General features: G+C 67.0%; 17 protein-coding genes. 13 read left to right on the plus strand and 4 right to left on the minus strand.

All coding sequences use genetic code 11. The features are described from left to right. Positions 1-225 precede the first annotated feature (225 nt). Entirely contained in the window at positions 226-1,491 is a 1,266-nt protein-coding gene (locus tag HWW87_RS29540; protein ID WP_175823276.1) for an SGNH/GDSL hydrolase family protein, read from the minus strand. 201 nt (positions 1,492-1,692) lie between these two features. Between HWW87_RS29540 and paaA the strand changes: the two genes are divergently transcribed. The 8 genes from paaA to HWW87_RS29580 all read left to right on the plus strand — a co-directional run bounded on the left by paaA (position 1,693) and on the right by HWW87_RS29580 (position 7,950). Further along, positions 1,693-2,691, plus strand: coding sequence for a 1,2-phenylacetyl-CoA epoxidase subunit PaaA (paaA, locus tag HWW87_RS29545; RefSeq protein WP_175823277.1), 999 nt, complete (start codon positions 1,693-1,695; stop codon positions 2,689-2,691). A 36-nt stretch (positions 2,692-2,727) separates the two neighbouring features. Then, positions 2,728-3,012 (plus strand): 1,2-phenylacetyl-CoA epoxidase subunit PaaB, encoded by a 285-nt coding sequence (gene paaB, locus HWW87_RS29550; RefSeq protein ID WP_006482881.1) that lies wholly within the window; start codon positions 2,728-2,730, stop codon positions 3,010-3,012. 10 nt (positions 3,013-3,022) lie between these two features. After that, complete coding sequence (gene paaC / locus HWW87_RS29555; RefSeq protein ID WP_175823278.1) at positions 3,023-3,826, plus strand: 1,2-phenylacetyl-CoA epoxidase subunit PaaC; 804 nt, start codon at positions 3,023-3,025, stop codon at positions 3,824-3,826. 25 nt (positions 3,827-3,851) lie between these two features. Continuing rightward, positions 3,852-4,415, plus strand: a complete 564-nt coding sequence (gene paaD / locus HWW87_RS29560; protein WP_175823279.1) for a 1,2-phenylacetyl-CoA epoxidase subunit PaaD — start codon at positions 3,852-3,854, stop codon at positions 4,413-4,415. Between the two features lie 2 nt (positions 4,416-4,417). Further along, positions 4,418-5,506: a 1,2-phenylacetyl-CoA epoxidase subunit PaaE gene (paaE, locus tag HWW87_RS29565; RefSeq protein WP_175823280.1), complete on the plus strand. Its 1,089-nt coding sequence runs from the start codon at positions 4,418-4,420 to the stop codon at positions 5,504-5,506. Positions 5,507-5,634: 128 nt separating this feature from the next. Next, positions 5,635-6,447: a DUF1835 domain-containing protein gene (locus tag HWW87_RS29570; RefSeq protein ID WP_175823281.1), complete on the plus strand. Its 813-nt coding sequence runs from the start codon at positions 5,635-5,637 to the stop codon at positions 6,445-6,447. A gap of 16 nt (positions 6,448-6,463) precedes the next feature. Further along, positions 6,464-7,069, plus strand: a complete 606-nt coding sequence (locus HWW87_RS29575) for a TetR/AcrR family transcriptional regulator (RefSeq protein WP_006757885.1) — start codon at positions 6,464-6,466, stop codon at positions 7,067-7,069. Positions 7,070-7,302: 233 nt separating this feature from the next. After that, entirely contained in the window at positions 7,303-7,950 is a 648-nt protein-coding gene (locus tag HWW87_RS29580; RefSeq protein ID WP_175823282.1) for a GNAT family protein, read from the plus strand. Positions 7,951-8,016: 66 nt separating this feature from the next. On the opposite strand, the gene HWW87_RS29585 is transcribed toward HWW87_RS29580, so the two are convergent. Continuing rightward, the gene (locus tag HWW87_RS29585; RefSeq protein ID WP_040143005.1) at positions 8,017-8,541 is read right to left on the minus strand and encodes an Lrp/AsnC family transcriptional regulator; all 525 of its coding nucleotides are present in this window, start codon (positions 8,539-8,541) and stop codon (positions 8,017-8,019) included. A gap of 214 nt (positions 8,542-8,755) precedes the next feature. On the opposite strand from HWW87_RS29585, the gene hppD reads away from it, so the two are divergent. Continuing rightward, positions 8,756-9,853, plus strand: a complete 1,098-nt coding sequence (hppD, locus tag HWW87_RS29590) for a 4-hydroxyphenylpyruvate dioxygenase (protein WP_132023223.1) — start codon at positions 8,756-8,758, stop codon at positions 9,851-9,853. Between the two features lie 131 nt (positions 9,854-9,984). Here hppD and HWW87_RS29595 read toward each other — a convergent pair whose 3' ends face one another. Then, entirely contained in the window at positions 9,985-10,179 is a 195-nt protein-coding gene (locus HWW87_RS29595) for a hypothetical protein (protein ID WP_174389386.1), read from the minus strand. Between the two features lie 330 nt (positions 10,180-10,509). Here HWW87_RS29595 and HWW87_RS29600 point away from each other — a divergent pair, with 330 nt between their 5' ends. Next, on the plus strand, positions 10,510-14,100 hold the full coding sequence (locus tag HWW87_RS29600; RefSeq protein ID WP_175823283.1) for an indolepyruvate ferredoxin oxidoreductase family protein: 3,591 nt from the start codon (positions 10,510-10,512) through the stop codon (positions 14,098-14,100). Positions 14,101-14,247: 147 nt separating this feature from the next. Here HWW87_RS29600 and HWW87_RS29605 read toward each other — a convergent pair whose 3' ends face one another. Beyond that, positions 14,248-16,518: an NADP-dependent malic enzyme gene (locus tag HWW87_RS29605; protein ID WP_175823284.1), complete on the minus strand. Its 2,271-nt coding sequence runs from the start codon at positions 16,516-16,518 to the stop codon at positions 14,248-14,250. Between the two features lie 460 nt (positions 16,519-16,978). On the opposite strand from HWW87_RS29605, the gene HWW87_RS29610 reads away from it, so the two are divergent. The 3 genes from HWW87_RS29610 (at position 16,979) to HWW87_RS29620 (ending at position 19,290) form a co-directional block, all read left to right on the plus strand. Continuing rightward, the gene (locus tag HWW87_RS29610) at positions 16,979-17,665 is read left to right on the plus strand and encodes an orotate phosphoribosyltransferase (protein WP_011546659.1); all 687 of its coding nucleotides are present in this window, start codon (positions 16,979-16,981) and stop codon (positions 17,663-17,665) included. A gap of 240 nt (positions 17,666-17,905) precedes the next feature. Beyond that, positions 17,906-18,502: a YbhB/YbcL family Raf kinase inhibitor-like protein gene (locus HWW87_RS29615; RefSeq protein ID WP_175823285.1), complete on the plus strand. Its 597-nt coding sequence runs from the start codon at positions 17,906-17,908 to the stop codon at positions 18,500-18,502. A 215-nt stretch (positions 18,503-18,717) separates the two neighbouring features. After that, positions 18,718-19,290: a flavodoxin family protein gene (locus HWW87_RS29620; RefSeq protein ID WP_175823286.1), complete on the plus strand. Its 573-nt coding sequence runs from the start codon at positions 18,718-18,720 to the stop codon at positions 19,288-19,290. Positions 19,291-19,407: the final 117 nt, after the last annotated feature.

Here is a 19,407-nt window from a genome sequence, read left to right on the forward strand (position 1 = left end):
CCGAACCCCAACAGCACCGCTTCCCTTCCTCCCGCGCCGTGTTTCCGTTAGCGCGAAAGAGGCGTGATTCTAAGCATCCGCCCCCGTCCGCGCAAGCCCTTTGTGAAGAAAGTTTGAAAAAGCCTCCGTGCGCTGCCGCGCACGGAGGCTTTGGGCTCGACGAGCGATGTCGCGCTGTCGGCCCACAGGCCGTCGGCAACCTTTCCCTCTATATATAGAAGCGCGTCACTTGCCGCCCACCGCGGCCTGCAGTTGCTCAACCGGCACCGCGTCGGCCATCGCCGTGTAGCCCGCATCGCTCGGATGGATGCCGTCGCCGCTATCGTATCGGCGCTGCAGCACGCTCGGGCGCACCGGATCGCGCAGCACCGCATCGAAGTCCACCACGCCGTCGAACCCGCCGCCGCTGCGGATCCACCGGTTCACCTCGAGCCGGATCGCTTCGCGTCCCGCCGGCAACGCTGCCGGCGTGAGCGTCGCGCCGAAGACCTTCACGCCCTGCCGGTGCGCCGCCTCGATCAGCCGGCGATAGCCGTCGATCAGCGACGCGGCCGTCACCTGCGTATGCGGGTGATCGCAATCGAGCCCCGAGCGCGGCGGCATCGCCGCGAAGTTGATGTCGTTGATCCCGATCAGCACGATCGCCGCCTTCACACCCGAGCGCGACAGCGCATCGCGCTCGAACCGCGATGCCAGCGACGTGCCGTAGCACGCGGAATCGCTGAGCAGCCGGTTCCCGCTGATGCCGAGATTCACGACGCCGATCGAATCGGCGCCCGACGCCGTCAGCCGGCGTGCGAGCGCGTCGGGCCAGCGACGGTTCCGGTTCACGCTGGAGCGCAGCCCGTCGGTGATCGAATCGCCGATCGCGGCGACGCTGGCGCGTGCGGAACCCGTCTCGACGGCCAGCTCGGTCACCCACGCGTATTGCGTAAACCGGGTGCGGAACGCGCCGGCGCCCGGATCGCCCACGTGATCGCCCGGCGCGGACACATAGTTGAACTGGTTCGACACGCGATGCCAGACCGTCATCCGCTGGTTAGGTCCCATCTGGAGACTGACCGCATACGGCTGCGCGGCCGTCATGTCGATCGCCACCGGATCGCTTTCGAGCGCCTGGCCCGGCGCGAGCGTCACCGACGCCTTGCCGCCGAACCGGACCGGCACCGCCGCGCCGCCGGCGAGTGCCGCCCCTTCCCCGGCGCGCGCGAGGCTCGCTGCCTCGACGACCAGCGGCGCGCGACCGTATGCATTGCTCACGCGAATCCGCGCGGCCCGCCCCGACACGGTCGGGTAGACGATCTGGCGCACGGTCCGCCCGGCCACGTCGGGTGCGCGGTAGAGCGGCGGCGGTGCGGCGAGATCGGGAATCGGCTGCAGCGCGGTCGCCCACGCGGCGACCCAACCGGCCGGCGCGGCCGACGCCGCAAGCGGCGACACGAAAACGGCCGCCCCCAGCACGGCCGCGGCGAAACTGCTTCGAAATGACATCGGCAAAATCCTCATCGGAAAGCGGACATTGTGCCGCAGAAGACGCGAGCCCCCACGTGCGGAGCCGCAGTTGCGCGACCTGATCGCGCCCCGACGTCCCTCGTTTACCCGAGTCCCGCTGCAAATCTGCAAGAAATTTATTAACCGACCGGTCGGTTGGTTTATACTGCGCACACATTCAACCGGACGAGAGCCTTCGCCATGTACACGCAATCCCTCGACATCCCCGGCAACGTCGCGCCCCTCGACGCCGCAGCCGAGTCGCCCGAGCAGGCGCGGTTCGATGCGGTGATGGCCGCGGACGGCAAGATCGAACCGCAGGACTGGATGCCCGACGCGTATCGCAAGACGCTGGTACGTCAGATCTCGCAGCACGCGCATTCGGAAGTCGTCGGCATGCTGCCGGAAGGCAACTGGATCTCGCGCGCGCCGAGCCTGAAGCGCAAGGCGATCCTGCTCGCGAAGGTGCAGGACGAAGCCGGCCACGGCCTCTATCTTTATAGCGCGGCCGAAACGCTCGGCGTCTCGCGCGATGCGCTGATCGACGCGCTGCACGCCGGCAAGGCGAAATACTCGAGCATCTTCAACTACCCGACGCCGACCTGGGCCGACGTCGGCGTGATCGGCTGGCTCGTCGATGGCGCCGCGATCATGAACCAGATCCCGCTGTGCCGCTGCACGTACGGCCCGTACGCGCGCGCGATGATCCGCGTGTGCAAGGAAGAGTCGTTCCACCAGCGCCAGGGTTTCGACGCGCTGCTGTCGATGATGAAGGGCAGCGACGCGCAGCGCGCGATGGTCCAACAGGCCGTCGACCGCTGGTGGTGGCCGGTGCTGATGATGTTCGGCCCGAGCGACGCCGATTCGGTCCACAGCAGCCAGTCCGCCAAATGGGGCATCAAGCGGATCTCGAACGACGATCTGCGCCAGAAATTCGTCGACGCGACGGTCGACCAGGCGAAAGTGCTCGGCGTGACGTTGCCCGACCCCGACCTGAAATGGAACGAGGCGCGCGGCCACCACGACTACGGCACGATCGACTGGGACGAATTCTGGCGCGTCGTCAACGGCGACGGCCCGTGCAACAAGGAACGCCTCGCGACTCGCGTGAAAGCACACGAGAACGGCGCCTGGGTGCGCGAAGCCGCGCTCGCGCACGAAGCGAAGCGCCGCGCCCGCGCCGAACAACACGCCGCCTGAGCGGCAACCCTCGAATTCAGGAATCAGGAGAAAGCGATGAACAAGGAATGGCCGATCTGGGAAGTGTTCGTGCGCAGCAAGCAGGGCCTCGATCACAAACATTGCGGCAGCCTGCACGCCGCCGACGCGACGATGGCGCTGCGCATGGCGCGCGACGTCTACACGCGCCGCCAGGAAGGCGTGAGCATCTGGGTGGTGCCGTCGTCGGCGATCACCGCGTCGGATCCGAGCGAAAAGGCCGAACTGTTCGAGCCGGCGGGCGACAAGATCTACCGTCACCCGACGTTCTATACGCTGCCCGACGAAGTCAACCACATGTAACGCCCGCGCCATGACGATCACGCCCGAACACCTCTCCTACGTGCTGCGCCTCGCGGACAACGCGCTGATCCTCGGTCAGCGCAACGCCGAATGGTGCGGCCACGGCCCGATCCTCGAGGAAGACATTGCGCTCACCAACATGAGCCTCGACCTCATCGGCCAGGCGCGCATGCTGTACACGCACGCGGCCGAGCTCGAGCGCCAGCTCACCGGCGCGACGAAGACCGAGGACGACTACGCGTACTTCCGCACCGAGCGCGAATTCGCAAACTTCACGCTCGCCGAGCTGCCGCACTACGGCCCGCTCGCCGGCACCGCACACGCCGACAAGGACTACGCGGTGACGATCGTGCGCAACTTCCTGTACGCGGCGCTGATGCTGCACGTATGGAGCGCGCTGGAAACGTCGACCGACACGCAACTGGCCGCGATCGCCGCGAAATCGGTGAAGGAAACCCGCTATCACGTCCAGCATGCGCGCGAATGGCTCGTGCGCCTCGGCGACGGCACCGACGAATCGCACCGCCGCGCGCAGGCCGCGCTCGACTACCTGATGCCGTATACGCGCGAATTCTTCGCCGCCGATGCTGTCGACGACGCGATCGTCGCACCGGGCATCGGCCCGGCGCCGGCCGCGATCGAGGCCGCGTGGCGCGCGGACGTAGACGACGCGCTCGCCGAGGCCACGCTCGCACTGCCGGCGCCGGTGAAGCATGTGACGACCGGCAAGCAGGGCGAGCACTCCGAACACATGGGCTACCTGCTCGCGGAAATGCAGAGCCTCGCGCGCCAGCACCCCGGCGCGAGCTGGTAACCGGCGCACGCCACGGAGCCCGACGATGTCCGCCCAGACCGCCGCCCCTGCCCACGCCGCCCCCGCCGCGCACCGCGACGATCCGCTGCTCGCCCGCGCGTGGGACGTGCTGGAAACCGTGCCCGATCCGGAGATCCCGGTCGTGTCGATCCGCGAACTCGGCATCCTGCGCGACGTCCGCCGCGCGGACGACGGCCGGCTCGAAGTCGTGATCACGCCGACCTACTCGGGCTGCCCGGCGATGTCGCAGATCGCCGAGGACATCGCCGCCGCGCTGCAGGCCGCCGATCTGCCGCCGCACCGGATCGAGACCGTGCTCGCCCCCGCGTGGACGACCGACTGGATCACGCAGGAAGCGCGCGACAAGCTGCGCGCGTACGGCATCGCGCCGCCGGTCGGCCAGTGCGGCAGCGCCGCGCCGCGGGAAAACGTCGTGCGCTTCGTGCCGCGGCCGGTCGCGGCGCCCGCCTGCCCGCGCTGCGGCTCCGCGCGCACCGAACGTCTCGCGCAATTCGCGTCCACGGCCTGCAAGGCGCTGTATCGCTGCGTCGACTGCCGCGAACCCTTCGACTACTTCAAACCCTACTGAATATGGCGACCCCGCAATTTCACCCGCTGCGTATCCGCGACGTGCGGCCCGAGACCGCCGACGCCGTGACCGTCTCGTTCGACGTGCCGCCCGAGCTGCGCGACGCATACCGCTTCACGCAGGGCCAGTTCGTCACGCTGAAGACTCACATCGACGGCGAGGAGACGCGCCGCTCGTATTCGATCTGCGTCGGCACGACGGACTACGACCGTGATGGCGAACTGCGCATCGGCATCAAGCGCGTGCGCGGCGGCCGCTTCTCGAACTTCGCGTTCGACACGCTGAAGCCCGGCCACACGATCGACGTAATGACGCCGGACGGCCGCTTCTTCACGCACCTGAACGCCGACCACGGCAAGCAGTACGTCGCGTTTTCCGGCGGCTCGGGGATCACGCCGGTGCTCGCGATCGTGAAGACGACGCTCGAACTCGAGCCGCGCAGCACGTTCACGCTGATCTACGGCAACCGCAGCGTCGACGCGATCATGTTCGCGGAGGAGCTCGAGGACCTGAAGAACCGCTACATGAACCGCTTCGTCCTCTATCACGTGCTGTCGGACGATCTTCAGGACGTCGAGCTGTTCAACGGCGTGCTCGACCAGGCGAAATGCGCGGAATTCCTCGACACGCTGACGCCGGCCGACGCGATCGACGAGGCGTTCATCTGCGGCCCGGCGCCGATGATGGACGCCGCCGAAGCCGCGCTGAAGGCGGCCGGCGTGCCGCCGGCGAAGGTGCACGTCGAGCGCTTCGGCACGCCGCTGCCCCAGGCCGGCGCACCGGTCGTCGAGATCACCGACCAGACGCCGGCCGCCGACCTCGAAATCGTGCTCGACGGCAAGAAACGCAAGCTGCGCTTGCCGTACGAAGGCGTGAGCCTGCTCGACGTGGGCCTGCGCGCGGGCCTCGCGCTGCCGTACGCGTGCAAGGGCGGCGTGTGCTGCACGTGCCGCGCGAAGGTGGTCGAAGGCGAGGTGCGGATGGAGAAGAACTACACGCTCGAGGATCACGAAGTGAAGGACGGTTTCGTGCTGACGTGCCAGTGCCATCCGGTCAGCGACAAGGTCGTCGTGAGCTTCGACGAACGTTGAACGGCGTCGCACCGGCGCGGCGCGCCGGTTTCTCGTCGTCACACATCTCGCTTACACTAGGGGCCGCCGGCCGGCTGGACGTCGCAACGCCCAGCCGCCGGCGGTTTTCTTTTGTTGACGACAGGCCGATGAGTACCATTCATGTGATTCAGGGCGGCACCGCCGCCGCGTCGCTGCGCGAGGCCCTTGCGCAAGCCGGACGCGACGAGCGCGTCGTCGGTTTGCTCGACGATCTTGCGGTCGGGCCGCTGAAGGGCGTCGACGAGACGCCCGACACGCGCGCCGCCTTCTGGCAGCACGTGCTCGGCGACCAGATTCCCGACTGGAACGCGGAAATCGAAGGCGAAATCGCACGCCTCGACCAGCTCGCGACGGAGACCGGCCAGGTCGTCGTGTGGCACGCGCCGAGCGTCGGCGACAAGCTGCTGCTGCGCCGCGTCGCCTATCACCTGCGCAACGCGCCGCAGCGCCTGAACGAGGTGCGGCTGTCGGCCGCCGACCTCGACGCCGCGCAGCGCGCAGCGCTGTCGCGCACCGACCAGGCCTGCGCGACCGGGATGTTCTCGCCCGCGGAACTGGCGCGCAAGCGGCCGGTGGCCGCGCCGGTCTCGGTCCTGCGCATCGGCCGCCTCGCGCTCGAATGGCAGGAAGCGAAGCACCTGAACGCCGAACTGCGTTATTGGGTCAGCAACACGATCAAGAGCGGCCACTACGCCGATCTCGACGCACTGATCGTCGCGCGCGCGGAAACCGACTGGCAGCCCGCGCGGCACCTCGTCGGCAGCATCATGGCCGCCGCCGACCGCGGCGGGCTGTTCGTCAGCGACTCGATCGCCTGGTGGCGCTGCCGCGAGCTCGCGGCAGCCGGCCGGCTCGACCTGCAGGACGACGCGCCCGACGCCCTCTCTTCCACGCAGGTGCGCGCGGCCGCGCACCGCTAATCTTCCGCATTCGACCATGGCCCGAACCCGAGCGCCCGACCACGAATCCCAGCGCGAGCAGATCCTCGACCTGGCCGCAGAGAAATTCGCGCAGACGAGCTACCCGAGCACGTCGATGTCCGATCTCGCGACCGCGAGCGGCACGTCGAAGGCGCGGCTCTATCACTATTACGAGAGCAAGGAAGCGATCCTGTTCGACCTGCTCGACCGCTACACGAAACGGCTGATGCTGATCATCGCCGAGGTCGAGGGCGCGAGCCAGCGGCGCGGCCTCAGCGAGCGCGACGCGTTCGCCGAACTCGTGCGCGCATTCCTCGCCGAGTACGAGACGTCGCACAGCCGCCACGTCGCGCTGCTCAACGACGTGAAGTACCTGGAGGACGCGCAGCGCGAAATCGTGCTCGACCGCCAGCGCGACATCGTCGCGGCATTCGCGCGCCAGCTCGCGCGCGCCTATCCGGACCGGATCTCCAAGGAAAACCAGACGTCGGTCACGATGATGGTGTTCGGGATGATCAACTGGACGTTCACGTGGCTCAAGCCGGGCGGCCGCCTCGGCTACCGCGACTTCGCCGAACAGGTGATCGACCTGATGGAACGCGGGCTGTCGCCCGGCGCATGATTGCCGCGCAGCAGCATGCGTTGCGCGGAGGGCACACTGCGACAGCCCGCCGCGCATTTCATATGATGAATTTTAAATCTGTTTAAAATCAAATAGATACAGAATGAACTAAGCAGGTTTAGAATTTCCCCTCAGGACAAACAACGTCAAATGCGGGTTTTCCCCAACCCCGCTCGGGTAAAATGCTGTTGCATTGCACAACGCGTTTGTGCACCCACACTGAGGAACCCACGATGAACACGCCATTCAACGGCCGTGCCGATGCTGTCGGCAAGGTCGGTACTGCGCCGGTTCTCGTCAGGGAACTGGCTTCCAAAGACCGTGAGCAGATGCTCACCCACTTTCTCTCGCTCGACGAAGAGGACCGCCTGCTGCGCTTCGGCCAGATGGTGCCCGACCACGTGATCGAGAACTATGTCCGCACGATCGATTTCGGTCGCGATACCGTATTCGGTGTGTTCGACCACGACCTCGAACTGATCGGCGTCGGCCATCTGGCCTATCTGCCGGCCGAGGGCGACGCGCGCACGGCGGAATTCGGCGTGTCGGTGCTCGAGAGCGCGCGCGGCCGCGGCGTCGGCTCGAAGCTGTTCGAGCGCGCGGCGATCCGCAGCCGCAACACGCACGTGACGATGCTGTACATGCACTGCCTGTCGCGTAACGCGACGATGATGCACATCGCGAAGAAGTCCGGAATGCGGATCGAGTACACGTACGGCGAAGCCGATGCGTACCTGTCGCTGCCGCCGGCCGACCACTCGACGATCATCGCCGAGATGCTGCAGGAACAGGCCGCGGTGTTCGACTACGCGATGAAGCGCCAGGCGCACCGCACGACGAAGTTCATCGAATCGCTGATGCCCGCCGCACTGACGGCCTGACGTCGATGACGTCGGCCAGCCGGGCCGCGCCTGCGGCACGCCCGGCGCCCTTCCTTCCCCGCCGCGCTAGCGCACCGAACGAATCGGCAACGCCGTCGTTTCCTTGAAGCAGTCGAGCGAAAAGCTCGTTTTCACGTCGATCACCGACGGATGATGCAGCAGATGCTCCTGCACGAAGCGGGAGAAATGCGCCATGTCCTCGACCTGCACGCGCAGCAGGTAATCCATGTCGCCGGTCATCGCGTGGCACGCGACCACTTCCGGCCACGTCTGCACGGCCGCGCGAAACAGCTCCGCGTGGGTCGCGCCCGCACGCGCCGACGTCTCGTCGGCCCGGACCGGCGCGAGGCCGCCGCGCTTCTCCAGCCGCACGCTCACGTAGGCAAGCAGGTCGAGCCCGAGCTTCTGCGGATTCAGCAGCGCGACATAGCCGGTGATCACGCCGATTTCCTCGAGCCGCCGGATCCGCCGCAGGCACGGGCTCGGCGACAGGTTCACGCGCTCGGCGATCTCCTGGTTCGACAGGCGCCCGTTCTCCTGAAGAATCGCGAGAATTCGCCGATCGATGGCATCCAATTCGGCTTGCGCCATCTTCTGCCCTCCACTGATTATTTTGAGACTGGAAATTGCGCCATCGTAGGCGCGGGCGATTAAGTTCGCAAGTTTCCGCTCGCGGCCGCCCGCTACACTCTGTCGCATGTCTCGACTCGCCGCGCACGTGCCTTGCGGGCGCGGCCGTCGACCTCGAACCACGCCGGGCACGCGCACGCCGCCCCGGCCGATCGCCCCGTACAGGAGACACGACATGCAGATCCCCACCTGGGACAACCCCGTCGGCACCGACGGCTTCGAATTCATCGAATACACGGCACCGGACCCGAAAGCACTCGGACAACTGTTCGAACGGATGGGTTTCACCGCGATCGCGCGCCACCGCCACAAGGACGTGACGGTCTACCGCCAGGGCGACATCAACTTCATCATCAACGCCGAACCCGATTCGTTCGCGCAACGCTTCGCGCGGCTGCACGGCCCGTCGATCTGCGCGATCGCGTTCCGCGTGCAGGACGCCGCCAAGGCGTACCAGCACGCGCTGGAACTCGGCGCATGGGGCTTCGACAACAAGACGGGCCCGATGGAGCTGAACATCCCGGCGATCAAGGGCATCGGCGATTCGCTGATCTACTTCGTCGACCGCTGGCGCGGCAAGAACGGCGCGCAGCCGGGCGCGATCGGCGACATCAGCATCTACGACGTCGACTTCGAGCCGATTCCCGGCGCGAACCCGAACCCGGTCGGCCACGGCCTCACCTACATCGACCACCTGACGCACAACGTGCATCGCGGCCGCATGCAGGAATGGGCCGAGTTCTACGAGCGCCTGTTCAACTTCCGCGAAGTGCGCTATTTCGACATCGAAGGCAAGGTGACGGGCGTGAAGTCGAAGGCGATGACGTCGCCGTGCGGCAAGATCCGCATCCCGATCAACGAGGAAGGCTCGGATACGGCCGGCCAGATCCAGGAATACCTCGACGCGTATCACGGCGAAGGCATCCAGCACATCGCGCTCGGCGCGAGCGACATCTACCAGGCGGTCGACGGGCTGCGCAGCAAGGAAGTGAAGCTGCTCGACACGATCGACACGTATTACGAGCTGGTCGACCGCCGCGTGCCGAACCACGGCGAATCGCTGGACGAGCTGAAGAAGCGCAAGATCCTGATCGACGGCGCGCGCGACGACCTGCTGCTGCAGATCTTCACCGAAAACCAGATCGGGCCGATCTTCTTCGAAATCATCCAGCGCAAGGGCAACCAGGGCTTCGGCGAAGGCAACTTCAAGGCGCTGTTCGAATCGATCGAGCTCGACCAGATCCGCCGCGGCGTCGTGCAGGACAAGGCCTGACGCTTCCGCCGCGCGGCGGTGCCGGGCGACCGGGCAGCTGAGCGATCCGGCGGCACAAAGAAAAAGGGCGGGAATCCGAGGATTCCCGCCCTTTTTGCATTCCGGCGCAGCCCGCGGGCCGCGCGATCGCGTCAACGCACGTTCGCCTTCGACTCGGCGGCACGCTCGGCCGACGGCTGTGCTGCGGCGTCCTGGGCCGGCACGATCTGACGCATCTGCGCGCCGGCTGCCGCCAGTGCGCTCGCGCCTCGCGCGTGCACCGGGCCGGTCATCGCGAAAAACGCCGCGGACACGATCAGGAAACTCTGGATATGACGTGTGTTCATTGCACCTCCTGTAAAACTGCCGGCGCCTCCCCGACTGCGTCGGAACGAACCCACGCGGCCGGGCACCTCCGGCAGGCCGACAAGATTAACGGCATTTGCCCGCAGATAGGGCCGGCTTTACATGCCTTTACATGATGTAACGCATCATCACGCCCTGTTTTGTGGTGCGCCGCCCGCCATTCCCCCGCGTCGCGGCCGATGGGCGGCGGGTTTGCCCCAGTGCTACCATCCCTTAAAACCGGCGAACATGCCGGCCACTGCAGACGCATCCAAAAGATGCCGACGCAACCGAAGTTTTGGTGATCCCAGACCGGGTGGAGGAGACAGTTAATGAATGCCCCGCTAGACGCAGACCAACGCGCGTCGCTAGAAGCCGCGCTGAAGTCCGTCACGCTTGACGACAAATACACACTGGAACGCGGCCGCGCGTACATGAGCGGCATCCAGGCCCTCGTGCGCCTGCCGATGCTCCAGCAGGAACGCGACCGCGCCGCCGGTCTCAATACGGCCGGCTTCATCTCCGGCTACCGCGGCTCGCCGCTCGGCGGCCTCGATCTGTCGCTCTGGAAAGCCAAGCAGTACCTGGCCGCCCACCAGATCGTCTTCCAGCCCGGCCTCAACGAAGATCTCGCCGCCACCGCCGTGTGGGGCTCCCAGCAGGTGAACCTGTACCCCGGCGCGAAGCACGACGGCGTGTTCGGCATGTGGTACGGCAAGGGCCCGGGCGTCGATCGCACCGGCGACGTCTTCAAGCACGCGAACTCGGCCGGCTCGTCGCGGCACGGCGGCGTGCTGGTGCTCGCCGGCGACGACCACGCGGCGAAATCGTCGACGCTCGCGCACCAGTCCGAGCACATCTTCAAGGCCTGCGGGCTGCCGGTGCTGTTCCCGTCCAACGTGCAGGAATATCTCGATTTCGGCCTGCACGGCTGGGCGATGAGCCGCTACTCGGGCCTGTGGGTCGCGCTCAAGTGCGTGACGGACGTCGTCGAATCGTCGGCGTCGGTCGACATCGACCCGCATCGCACCGAGATCGTGCTGCCGACCGATTTCATCCTGCCGGAAGGCGGGCTGAACATCCGCTGGCCCGATCCGCCGCTCGTGCAGGAAGCGCGGCTGCTCGACTACAAGTGGTACGCGGCGCTCGCCTATGTGCGTGCGAACAAGCTCGACCGGATCGAGATCGATTCGCCGCATGCGCGCTTCGGGATCATGACCGGCGGCAAGGCGTACCTCGACGTGCGCCAGGCGCTGATCGACCTCGGCCTCGACGACGAAACCTGCGCGCGGATCGGCATCCGGCTCTACAAGGTCGGCTGCGTGTGGCCGCTCGAAGCGCAGGGCGCGCAGGCGTTCGCGCGCGGCCTCGACGAAATCCTGGTGGTCGAGGAAAAGCGCCAGATCCTCGAATACGCGATCAAGGAAGAGCTGTACAACTGGCCCGACGCGCAGCGCCCACGCGTGTTCGGCAAGTTCGACGAGAAGGACGGCGCCGGCGGCGAATGGTCGGTGCCGATGGGCAACTGGCTGCTGCCCGCGCACTATGAGCTGTCGCCCGCGATCATCGCGAAGGCGATCGCGACGCGGCTCGACAAGTTCGAGCTGCCCTCCGACGTGCGCGCGCGCATCGCCGCACGGCTCGCGGTGATCAACGCGAAGGAAATGGCGCTCGCGAAGCCGCACGTGCAGACCGAGCGCAAGCCGTGGTTCTGCTCGGGCTGCCCGCACAACACGTCGACCAACGTGCCGGAAGGCTCGCGCGCGATCGCCGGCATCGGCTGCCACTACATGACCGTATGGATGGACCGCAGCACGAGCACCTTCAGCCAGATGGGCGGCGAAGGCGTGCCGTGGATCGGCCAGGCGCCGTTCACGGACGAGAAGCACGTGTTCGCGAACCTCGGCGACGGCACCTATTTCCATTCGGGCCTGCTGGCGGTGCGCGCGGCGATCTCGTCGAAGGCGAACATCACCTACAAGATCCTCTACAACGACGCGGTGGCGATGACGGGCGGCCAGCCGGTCGACGGCGTGCTGACGGTGCCGCAGATCACGCACCAGCTCGCGTCCGAAGGCGCGAAGAAGATCGTGATCGTCACCGACGAACCGGAGAAGTACGACAGCCAGAAGGCGCTGCTCGCACCGGGCGTGACGATTCATCACCGCGACCAGCTCGACGACGTGCAGCGCGAGCTGCGCGAGATCGAAGGCACGACGATCCTGATCTACGACCAGACCTGTGCGACCGAGAAGCGCCGTCGCCGCAAACGCGGCACGTATCCGGACCCGGCCAAGCGCGTCGTGATCAACGACGCGGTGTGCGAAGGCTGCGGCGACTGCTCGGTGCAGTCGAACTGCCTGTCGGTCGAGCCGCTCGAAACCGAATTCGGCACAAAACGCCAGATCAACCAGTCGAGCTGCAACAAGGACTTTTCGTGCGTGAAGGGCTTCTGCCCGAGCTTCGTCACGGTCGAGGGCGGCCAGCTGAAGAAGCCGAAGGCCGTGTCGGTCGACGGCAGCGCATTGCCGCCGATTCCGGAACCGACGCTGCCGGCGATCGACCGTGCATACGGCGTGCTCGTCACCGGCGTGGGCGGCACGGGCGTCGTCACGATCGGCGCGCTGCTCGGGATGGCCGCGCACCTGGAGAACAAGGGCGTGACCGTGCTCGACGTCACCGGCCTCGCGCAGAAAGGCGGCGCCGTGATGAGCCACGTGCAGATCTCGCACGCGCCGACCGACATCCATGCGACGCGGATCGCGATGGGCGAAGCCGATCTCGTGATCGGCTGCGATGCGATCGTCACGGCCGGCGACGAGTGCACGTCGCGGATGCGGCACGACACGACGCGGGTGGTCGTCAACAGCGCGCAGACGCCGACCGCCGAATTCATCAAGAACCCGAACTGGGCGTTCCCCGGCGTGTCCGCCGAGAACGACATCCGCGCGGCGGCCGGTGAAGCGGTCGACTTCATCGACGCGAACCGCTTCGCGGTCGCGCTGCTCGGCGACGCGATCTACACGAACCCGTTCGTGCTCGGCTACGCGTGGCAGAAAGGCTGGCTGCCGCTGACGCTCGCGTCGCTCGAACGCGCGATCGAGCTGAACGCGGTGTCGGTCGAGAAGAACCGCGCGGCCTTCGACTGGGGCCGCCGCGCCGCGTACGACCTGGCCAGCGTGAAGCAGGCCGCGGCCGGCGACGCCCGCCCCGCGCAAGGCGCCACGGTAATCTCGCTGCACACGAAGAAGGCGGTCGACGCGCTGATCGCGAAGCGCGTGGAATTCCTCACCGCGTACCAGAACGCCGCGTACGCGTCGCGTTATGCGGCATTCGTCGACAAGGTGCGCGCCACCGAGCGTGCGCTGGCGGACGGCGACACCGTGCAGGAACCGCTGACCGAAGCGGTCGCGCGCAACCTGTTCAAGCTGATGGCGTACAAGGACGAATACGAGGTCGCGCGGCTGCAGTCCGATCCCGCGTTCCTCGCGCGCCTGACCGCGCAGTTCGAAGGCGACTGGAAGCTGAAATTCCACCTCGCGCCGCCGCTGTTCGCGAAGACGGATGCGCACGGCCATCTCGTGAAGAAGGCGTACGGCCCGTGGATGATGTCGGCGTTCCGGCTGCTCGCGAAGGCGAAGTTCCTGCGCGGCACGGGGCTCGATCCGTTCGGCCGCACCGCGGAGCGCCGCACCGAGCGCGCGCTGATCGGCGAGTACGAAGCGCTGATCGGCGAGGTGCTGACCAGGCTGAACGCGGCCAACCGTCCGCTCGCGCTCGAGCTCGCGGCGCTGCCGGACGGCATTCGCGGCTACGGCCACGTGAAGGAGAACAACCTGCGCGCGGTGCGCCAGAAGTGGGACACGCTGCTCGCGAAGTGGCGTTCGCCGGCAGGCGGCCAGTCGCACCAGCAGGTCGCGTAACGATACGCGGCGGGCGAGGCGTTCGCGGCCAGAACGCCCCGCCCGCGCCGCCCCTTACGGTTCACGCGAAAAAAAACGCCACGGAACGCAGGTTCCGTGGCGTTTTGCATTGGCCGCGCGTGACGCGCGGCACACGCGGGCGTGGACTTACTTCGTGTTCACGTTCGCGGCGGCAACGGCCGTCATGTTGATGATCCGGCGCACGGTCGCGGCCGGCGTCAGGATGTGGACCGGCTTGGCCGCGCCGAGCAGGAACGGGCCGACCGTCACGCCTTCGCCGCCGACCATCTTCAGCAGGTTGTACGCGATGTTCGCGGCTTCGACGTTCGGCATGATCAGCAGGTTCGCTTCGCCCGACAGCGTCGTGCCCGGGAACGCCTGCTTGCGGATCATTTCCGACAGCGCCGCGTCGCCGTGCATTTCGCCGTCGACTTCGAGGTTCGGCGCACGTTCGACGATCAGCTTGCGGGCCTCGGCCATCCGGCGCGACGACGCGGACGGCGCGCTGCCGAAGTTCGAGTTCGACAGCAGCGCGGCCTTCGGCACGATGCCGAAGCGCTCGATCTCGGCGGCCGCCTGGATCGTCATGTCGGCGAGCTGCTCCGCGCTCGGCACTTCGTTCACGTACGTGTCGCACAGGAACAGGTTGCGGCCCGGCAGCATCAGCAGGTTCATCGCCGCGAGGTGCTCGGCGCCGTTCGCACGGCCCAGCACCTGCTCGACGAACTTCAGGTGGCTGTGGAACGTGTCGATCATCCCGCAGATCATCCCGTCCGCATCGCCCAGGTGCACGAGCATCGCGCCGATCAGCGTGTTGAACTTGCGCATCGCGGCCTTCGCGACTTCCGGCGTGACACCGTCGCGCGCGCCGATCTCCTGATACGCCTGCCAGTAACGGTGGTAGCGCGCATCGTCTTCCGGATCGACGATTTCGAAATCGGTACCGGCCTTCAGCTTCGAACCGATCTTCGCGAGGCGCATGTCGACGACCGACGGACGGCCAATGATGATCGGCTTCGCGATCTTTTCCAGCAACACGAACTGCGCGGCACGCAGCACGCGCTCGTCCTCGCCTTCGGCGAACACGATGCGAGCCTCCTTCTGCTTCGCGGTCGCGAACACCGGGCGCATCACCATGCCGGTGCGGTAGACGGTCGCGCCGAGCTGCTCGCGATACGCGTCCATGTCCTGGATCGGGCGCGTGGCGACGCCCGAATCCATCGCGGCCTGCGCGACGGCCGGCGCGATCTTGATGATCAGGCGCGGGTCGAACGGCTTCGGAATCAGGTAGTCCGGCCCGAATTCGAGCGAATGGCCTTCATACGCCTTCGCGACTTCCTCGCTCTGGTCGGTTTCCTGGGCCAGCTCGGCGATCGCACGCACGCACGCGAGCTTCATTTCTTCCGTGATCGTCGTCGCGCCGACGTCGAGCGCGCCGCGGAAGATGAACGGGAAGCACAGCACGTTGTTGACCTGGTTCGGGTAGTCCGAGCGGCCGGTCGCGACGATCGCGTCCGGGCGCACGGCCTTCGCGTCTTCCGGGCGGATTTCCGGTTCCGGGTTCGCGAGCGCCAGGATCAGCGGGCGGTCGCCCATCGTCTTGACCATGTCCTGCTTCAGCACGCCCGCGCTCGAGCAGCCGAGGAACACGTCAGCGCCGACGATCGCGTCGGCGAGCGTGCGCGCGTCGGTGTTCGCCGCATAGCGCTGCTTCGACGGATCGAGGTTGCCGCGCCCTTCGTAGATCACGCCCTTCGAATCGGCGACGAGGATGTTCGACTTCGTGAGGCCGAGGTTCACCAGCAGGTCCAGACACGCGATCGCTGCCGCGCCCGCGCCCGAACACACGAGCTTCACGTCCGACAGCTTCTTGCCGACGACCTTCAGGCCGTTCAGGATCGCGGCCGACGCGATGATCGCGGTGCCGTGCTGGTCGTCGTGGAAGACGGGGATCTTCATGCGCTCGCGCAGCTTCTGCTCGATGTAGAAGCATTCCGGCGCCTTGATGTCCTCGAGGTTGATGCCGCCGAGCGTCGGCTCGAGCATCGCGATCGCCTCGACGAGCTTGTCGGGGTCGGACTCCGACAGTTCGATGTCGAACACGTCGATGCCCGCGAATTTCTTGAAGAGGCAGCCCTTGCCTTCCATCACCGGCTTCGCGGCCAGCGGGCCGATATTGCCGAGACCGAGCACGGCCGTGCCGTTCGTGATGACGCCGACGAGGTTGCCGCGCGACGTGTACTTCTGCGCGTCGAGCGGATCGGCGTGGATCGCCTCGCACGCGGCGGCGACGCCGGGCGAATACGCGAGCGACAGATCGAGCTGGTTCGACAGCGGCTTGGTCGGGGTGACCGAAATCTTGCCGGGTTTCGGGTTCAGGTGATAAGCGAGAGCGGCCTGCTTCAGTTGTTCGTCCATGATTGACCTGCGAGAGACATGCGAAATATTGACGACTCAGTACACAGCACCTTCGGCCGCGTCTGCCTGAATCGAGGGGATAGTCGACTGCGGGACGGCCCGCGACGCGCCGGATCGGCACGCCAGCGAACCTTGGCGGGTGGCAAGAGGAAAGTACAAAGTACTGAACGATTTCCAAGGGTCGCCTAGTGTACACCCCCTAAATGACCTCTGTTGGTGCACCGCCGCATCCCCGGCATCAGCATCGGACTGGTCGCGCCCCGTTTGTTTCGCCGGTGGTGAGCAGCCCGGCGAACCCGCGCGAATTCCGCCGAAAACCGGCCTGAATCGGGTAAAATATCGGGCTACGCGCGCAGCGATGCGATCGGCGCTCCGATCGCGCCCCGGCCCCCAGGGCAGGTTCCCCTTGCTGCGCCACCGGGCCCGCGCCCGCTCCTCGCTCATCACCCAAGGAATGCCCATGACAGGCTACGATCGTCAGTCGATCTCGGATACGACCGCCAAAATCCTGCTCGAAGTGCAGGCGGTGCACTTCAATGCCGAAAAACCGTTCATCTTCACGTCCGGCTGGGCAAGCCCCGTCTATATCGACTGCCGCAAGCTGATCTCGTATCCGCGCGTGCGCCGTGCGCTGATGGAAATGGCGGAAACGACCATCACGCGCGACATCGGCTTCGAGCAGATCGACGCGGTGGCGGGCGGCGAGACGGCCGGCATCCCGTTCGCGGCATGGATCGCGGACCGGATGATGGTGCCGATGCAGTACGTGCGCAAAAAGCCGAAGGGTTTCGGCCGCAATGCGCAGATCGAAGGCCATCTCGAGGAAGGCTCGCGCGTGCTGCTGGTGGAAGACCTGACGACCGACAGCCGCAGCAAGATCAACTTCGTCAACGCGCTGCGCACCGCGGGCGCGACGGTGAACCACTGCTTCGTGCTGTTCCACTACGACATCTTCAAGGAAAGCGTGTCGGTCCTGAAGGACATCGACGTCGACCTGCACGCGCTCGCCACGTGGTGGGACGTGCTGCGCGTCGCGAAGGCGTCGGGCTACTTCGAGACGAAGACGCTCGACGAAGTCGAGAAATTCCTGCACGCACCGGCCGAGTGGTCGGCTGCGCACGGCGGCGCGACGGCCCCGAAGGAATGACGCCACGCCGGCACGCATGCCGGCGCACTGGCCGAGAAAGCCGCCTGCTTCATCGCAGGCGGCTTTTTTTCGTCCGTCGACCGGCGCCCTGACCGATCGCAATCGCGGGCGCCGGTGTGCGTCGCTCATCGAACCCTAATGCTAGACTTGATTCATCGCCGCCATCAGCGGCGCGGGCAACACACAACGCCAACAACGCCGGGCGCCTCGGTCCGGCCCACGTGACGGGAGATGCGCCATATGCGTGTGGATCGCCGGATCACTCCGCCTGCGCCATCGGGTCGCCCGTCCCTGTTCCTCCTCCCCGCCCTCCTGTGCGCCGCCGTTTTCGCGGCGCTGCCCGCGCATGCGGAAGGCCCGTTCACCGTGACGAGCGACGACCTGACGCCCGGCGCCCGCGTGCGGCCCGCGAACGTGTTCGACCGCGGCGACTGCAAGGGCGCGAACCGCTCGCCGCAACTCGCGTGGCGCAACCCGCCGGCCGGCACGCGCAGCTACGCGGTCACGATCTTCGATCCCGACGCGCCCGGGCACGGCTGGTGGCACTGGGCCGTCGCCGGCATCCCGGCGACCGTCACGAGCCTGCCGGCCGACGCGAGCGCATCCGGCTTCCTGCGCCGCATCGGCGCGAGCGAGGCGCGCAACGATTTCGGGATCGACGGCTACGGCGGCCCGTGCCCGCCGCCCGGCAAGCCGCATCGCTACGTGGTCACCGTCTACGCGCTGAAAGGCACCGACCTGCGCATCTCGCAGGGCCGCCCCGCGCCGATGTTCGAGCACGAGATCGGCACGCTCTCGATCGGCACCGCGCAACTCACGGTCACTTACGGACAGTAAGCACTCGCGCGCCGCCGCCCGTTGCAGGTCGCGATTGCCCGCACCCGCGAATTTCTGTGCGCGGCCCGCGCGCATTTTTCCCGTCATTTCGGCTTGCTAGACTCGGCTGCACCGGTCGCGGCATCCCGCCGCGCATCCGTCGCGCCGCCCGAGTGCGGCGCGTGACGCGGCGAGCCTGCGGTCCGCCGTTCCCATCCCTTTCCGGAGAACGCTTCATGTCGAACATCGTCATCGTCTATCACAGCGGCTACGGTCACACGCAGAAACTGGCCGAGGCCGTGCACGCGGGTGCGCAGGATGCCGGCGCCACCGCACGCCTGATCGCCGTCGGCGAGCTCGACGACGCGGGCTGGGCCGCGCTCGACGCGGCGGACGCGATCGTCTTCGGCGCGCCGACCTACATGGGCGGCCCGTCCGCGCAGTTCAAGCAGTTCGCCGATGCCACGTCGAAACCGTGGTTTACGCAGAAATGGAAGGACAAGATCGCCGCGGGCTTCACGAACTCCGCGACGATGAACGGCGACAAGTTCTCGACGATTCAGTATTTCGTCACGCTGGCGATGCAACATGGGATGGTGTGGGTCGGCACGGGCATGATGCCGGCCAACTCGAAGGCGGCCACGCGCAACGACATCAACTACGTCGGCGGCTTCACCGGCCTGCTCGCGCAGTCGCCGGCGGACGCGACGCCCGACGAGGGCCCGCTGCCCGGCGACCTCGACACCGCAAAGGCGTTCGGCCAACGCATCGCCGAAGCGACCGCGCGCTGGGTGGCCGGCGGACGCTGAACGCACCCGGCCGGCCGCGCGCGCCGCCGTTCGCGCGGCCACGCAGCGCCGGCCGCGTGAAAGGGACACAAGACGGCCCGCCGGCCGTCTTTTTTCGCCCCGCGCGGTGCAGTGCCG

Source organism: Burkholderia sp. BCC0419 (genome assembly GCF_902830285.1).
Taxonomy (GTDB): domain Bacteria; phylum Pseudomonadota; class Gammaproteobacteria; order Burkholderiales; family Burkholderiaceae; genus Burkholderia.

Coding starts and splice junctions, on each gene's coding strand:
- HWW87_RS29610 (WP_011546659.1), top strand. CDS start 16,979: ATGACAGGCTACGATCGTCAGTCGATCTCGGATACGACCGCCAAAATC.
- paaC (WP_175823278.1), top strand. CDS start 3,023: ATGACGATCACGCCCGAACACCTCTCCTACGTGCTGCGCCTCGCGGAC.
- HWW87_RS29585 (WP_040143005.1), bottom strand. CDS start 8,541: ATGGCGCAAGCCGAATTGGATGCCATCGATCGGCGAATTCTCGCGATT.
- paaD (WP_175823279.1), top strand. CDS start 3,852: ATGTCCGCCCAGACCGCCGCCCCTGCCCACGCCGCCCCCGCCGCGCAC.
- paaB (WP_006482881.1), top strand. CDS start 2,728: ATGAACAAGGAATGGCCGATCTGGGAAGTGTTCGTGCGCAGCAAGCAG.
- HWW87_RS29570 (WP_175823281.1), top strand. CDS start 5,635: ATGAGTACCATTCATGTGATTCAGGGCGGCACCGCCGCCGCGTCGCTG.
- HWW87_RS29595 (WP_174389386.1), bottom strand. CDS start 10,179: ATGAACACACGTCATATCCAGAGTTTCCTGATCGTGTCCGCGGCGTTT.
- HWW87_RS29615 (WP_175823285.1), top strand. CDS start 17,906: ATGCGTGTGGATCGCCGGATCACTCCGCCTGCGCCATCGGGTCGCCCG.
- HWW87_RS29540 (WP_175823276.1), bottom strand. CDS start 1,491: ATGTCATTTCGAAGCAGTTTCGCCGCGGCCGTGCTGGGGGCGGCCGTT.
- HWW87_RS29605 (WP_175823284.1), bottom strand. CDS start 16,518: ATGGACGAACAACTGAAGCAGGCCGCTCTCGCTTATCACCTGAACCCG.
- HWW87_RS29620 (WP_175823286.1), top strand. CDS start 18,718: ATGTCGAACATCGTCATCGTCTATCACAGCGGCTACGGTCACACGCAG.
- paaA (WP_175823277.1), top strand. CDS start 1,693: ATGTACACGCAATCCCTCGACATCCCCGGCAACGTCGCGCCCCTCGAC.
- hppD (WP_132023223.1), top strand. CDS start 8,756: ATGCAGATCCCCACCTGGGACAACCCCGTCGGCACCGACGGCTTCGAA.
- HWW87_RS29600 (WP_175823283.1), top strand. CDS start 10,510: ATGAATGCCCCGCTAGACGCAGACCAACGCGCGTCGCTAGAAGCCGCG.
- HWW87_RS29575 (WP_006757885.1), top strand. CDS start 6,464: ATGGCCCGAACCCGAGCGCCCGACCACGAATCCCAGCGCGAGCAGATC.
- paaE (WP_175823280.1), top strand. CDS start 4,418: ATGGCGACCCCGCAATTTCACCCGCTGCGTATCCGCGACGTGCGGCCC.
- HWW87_RS29580 (WP_175823282.1), top strand. CDS start 7,303: ATGAACACGCCATTCAACGGCCGTGCCGATGCTGTCGGCAAGGTCGGT.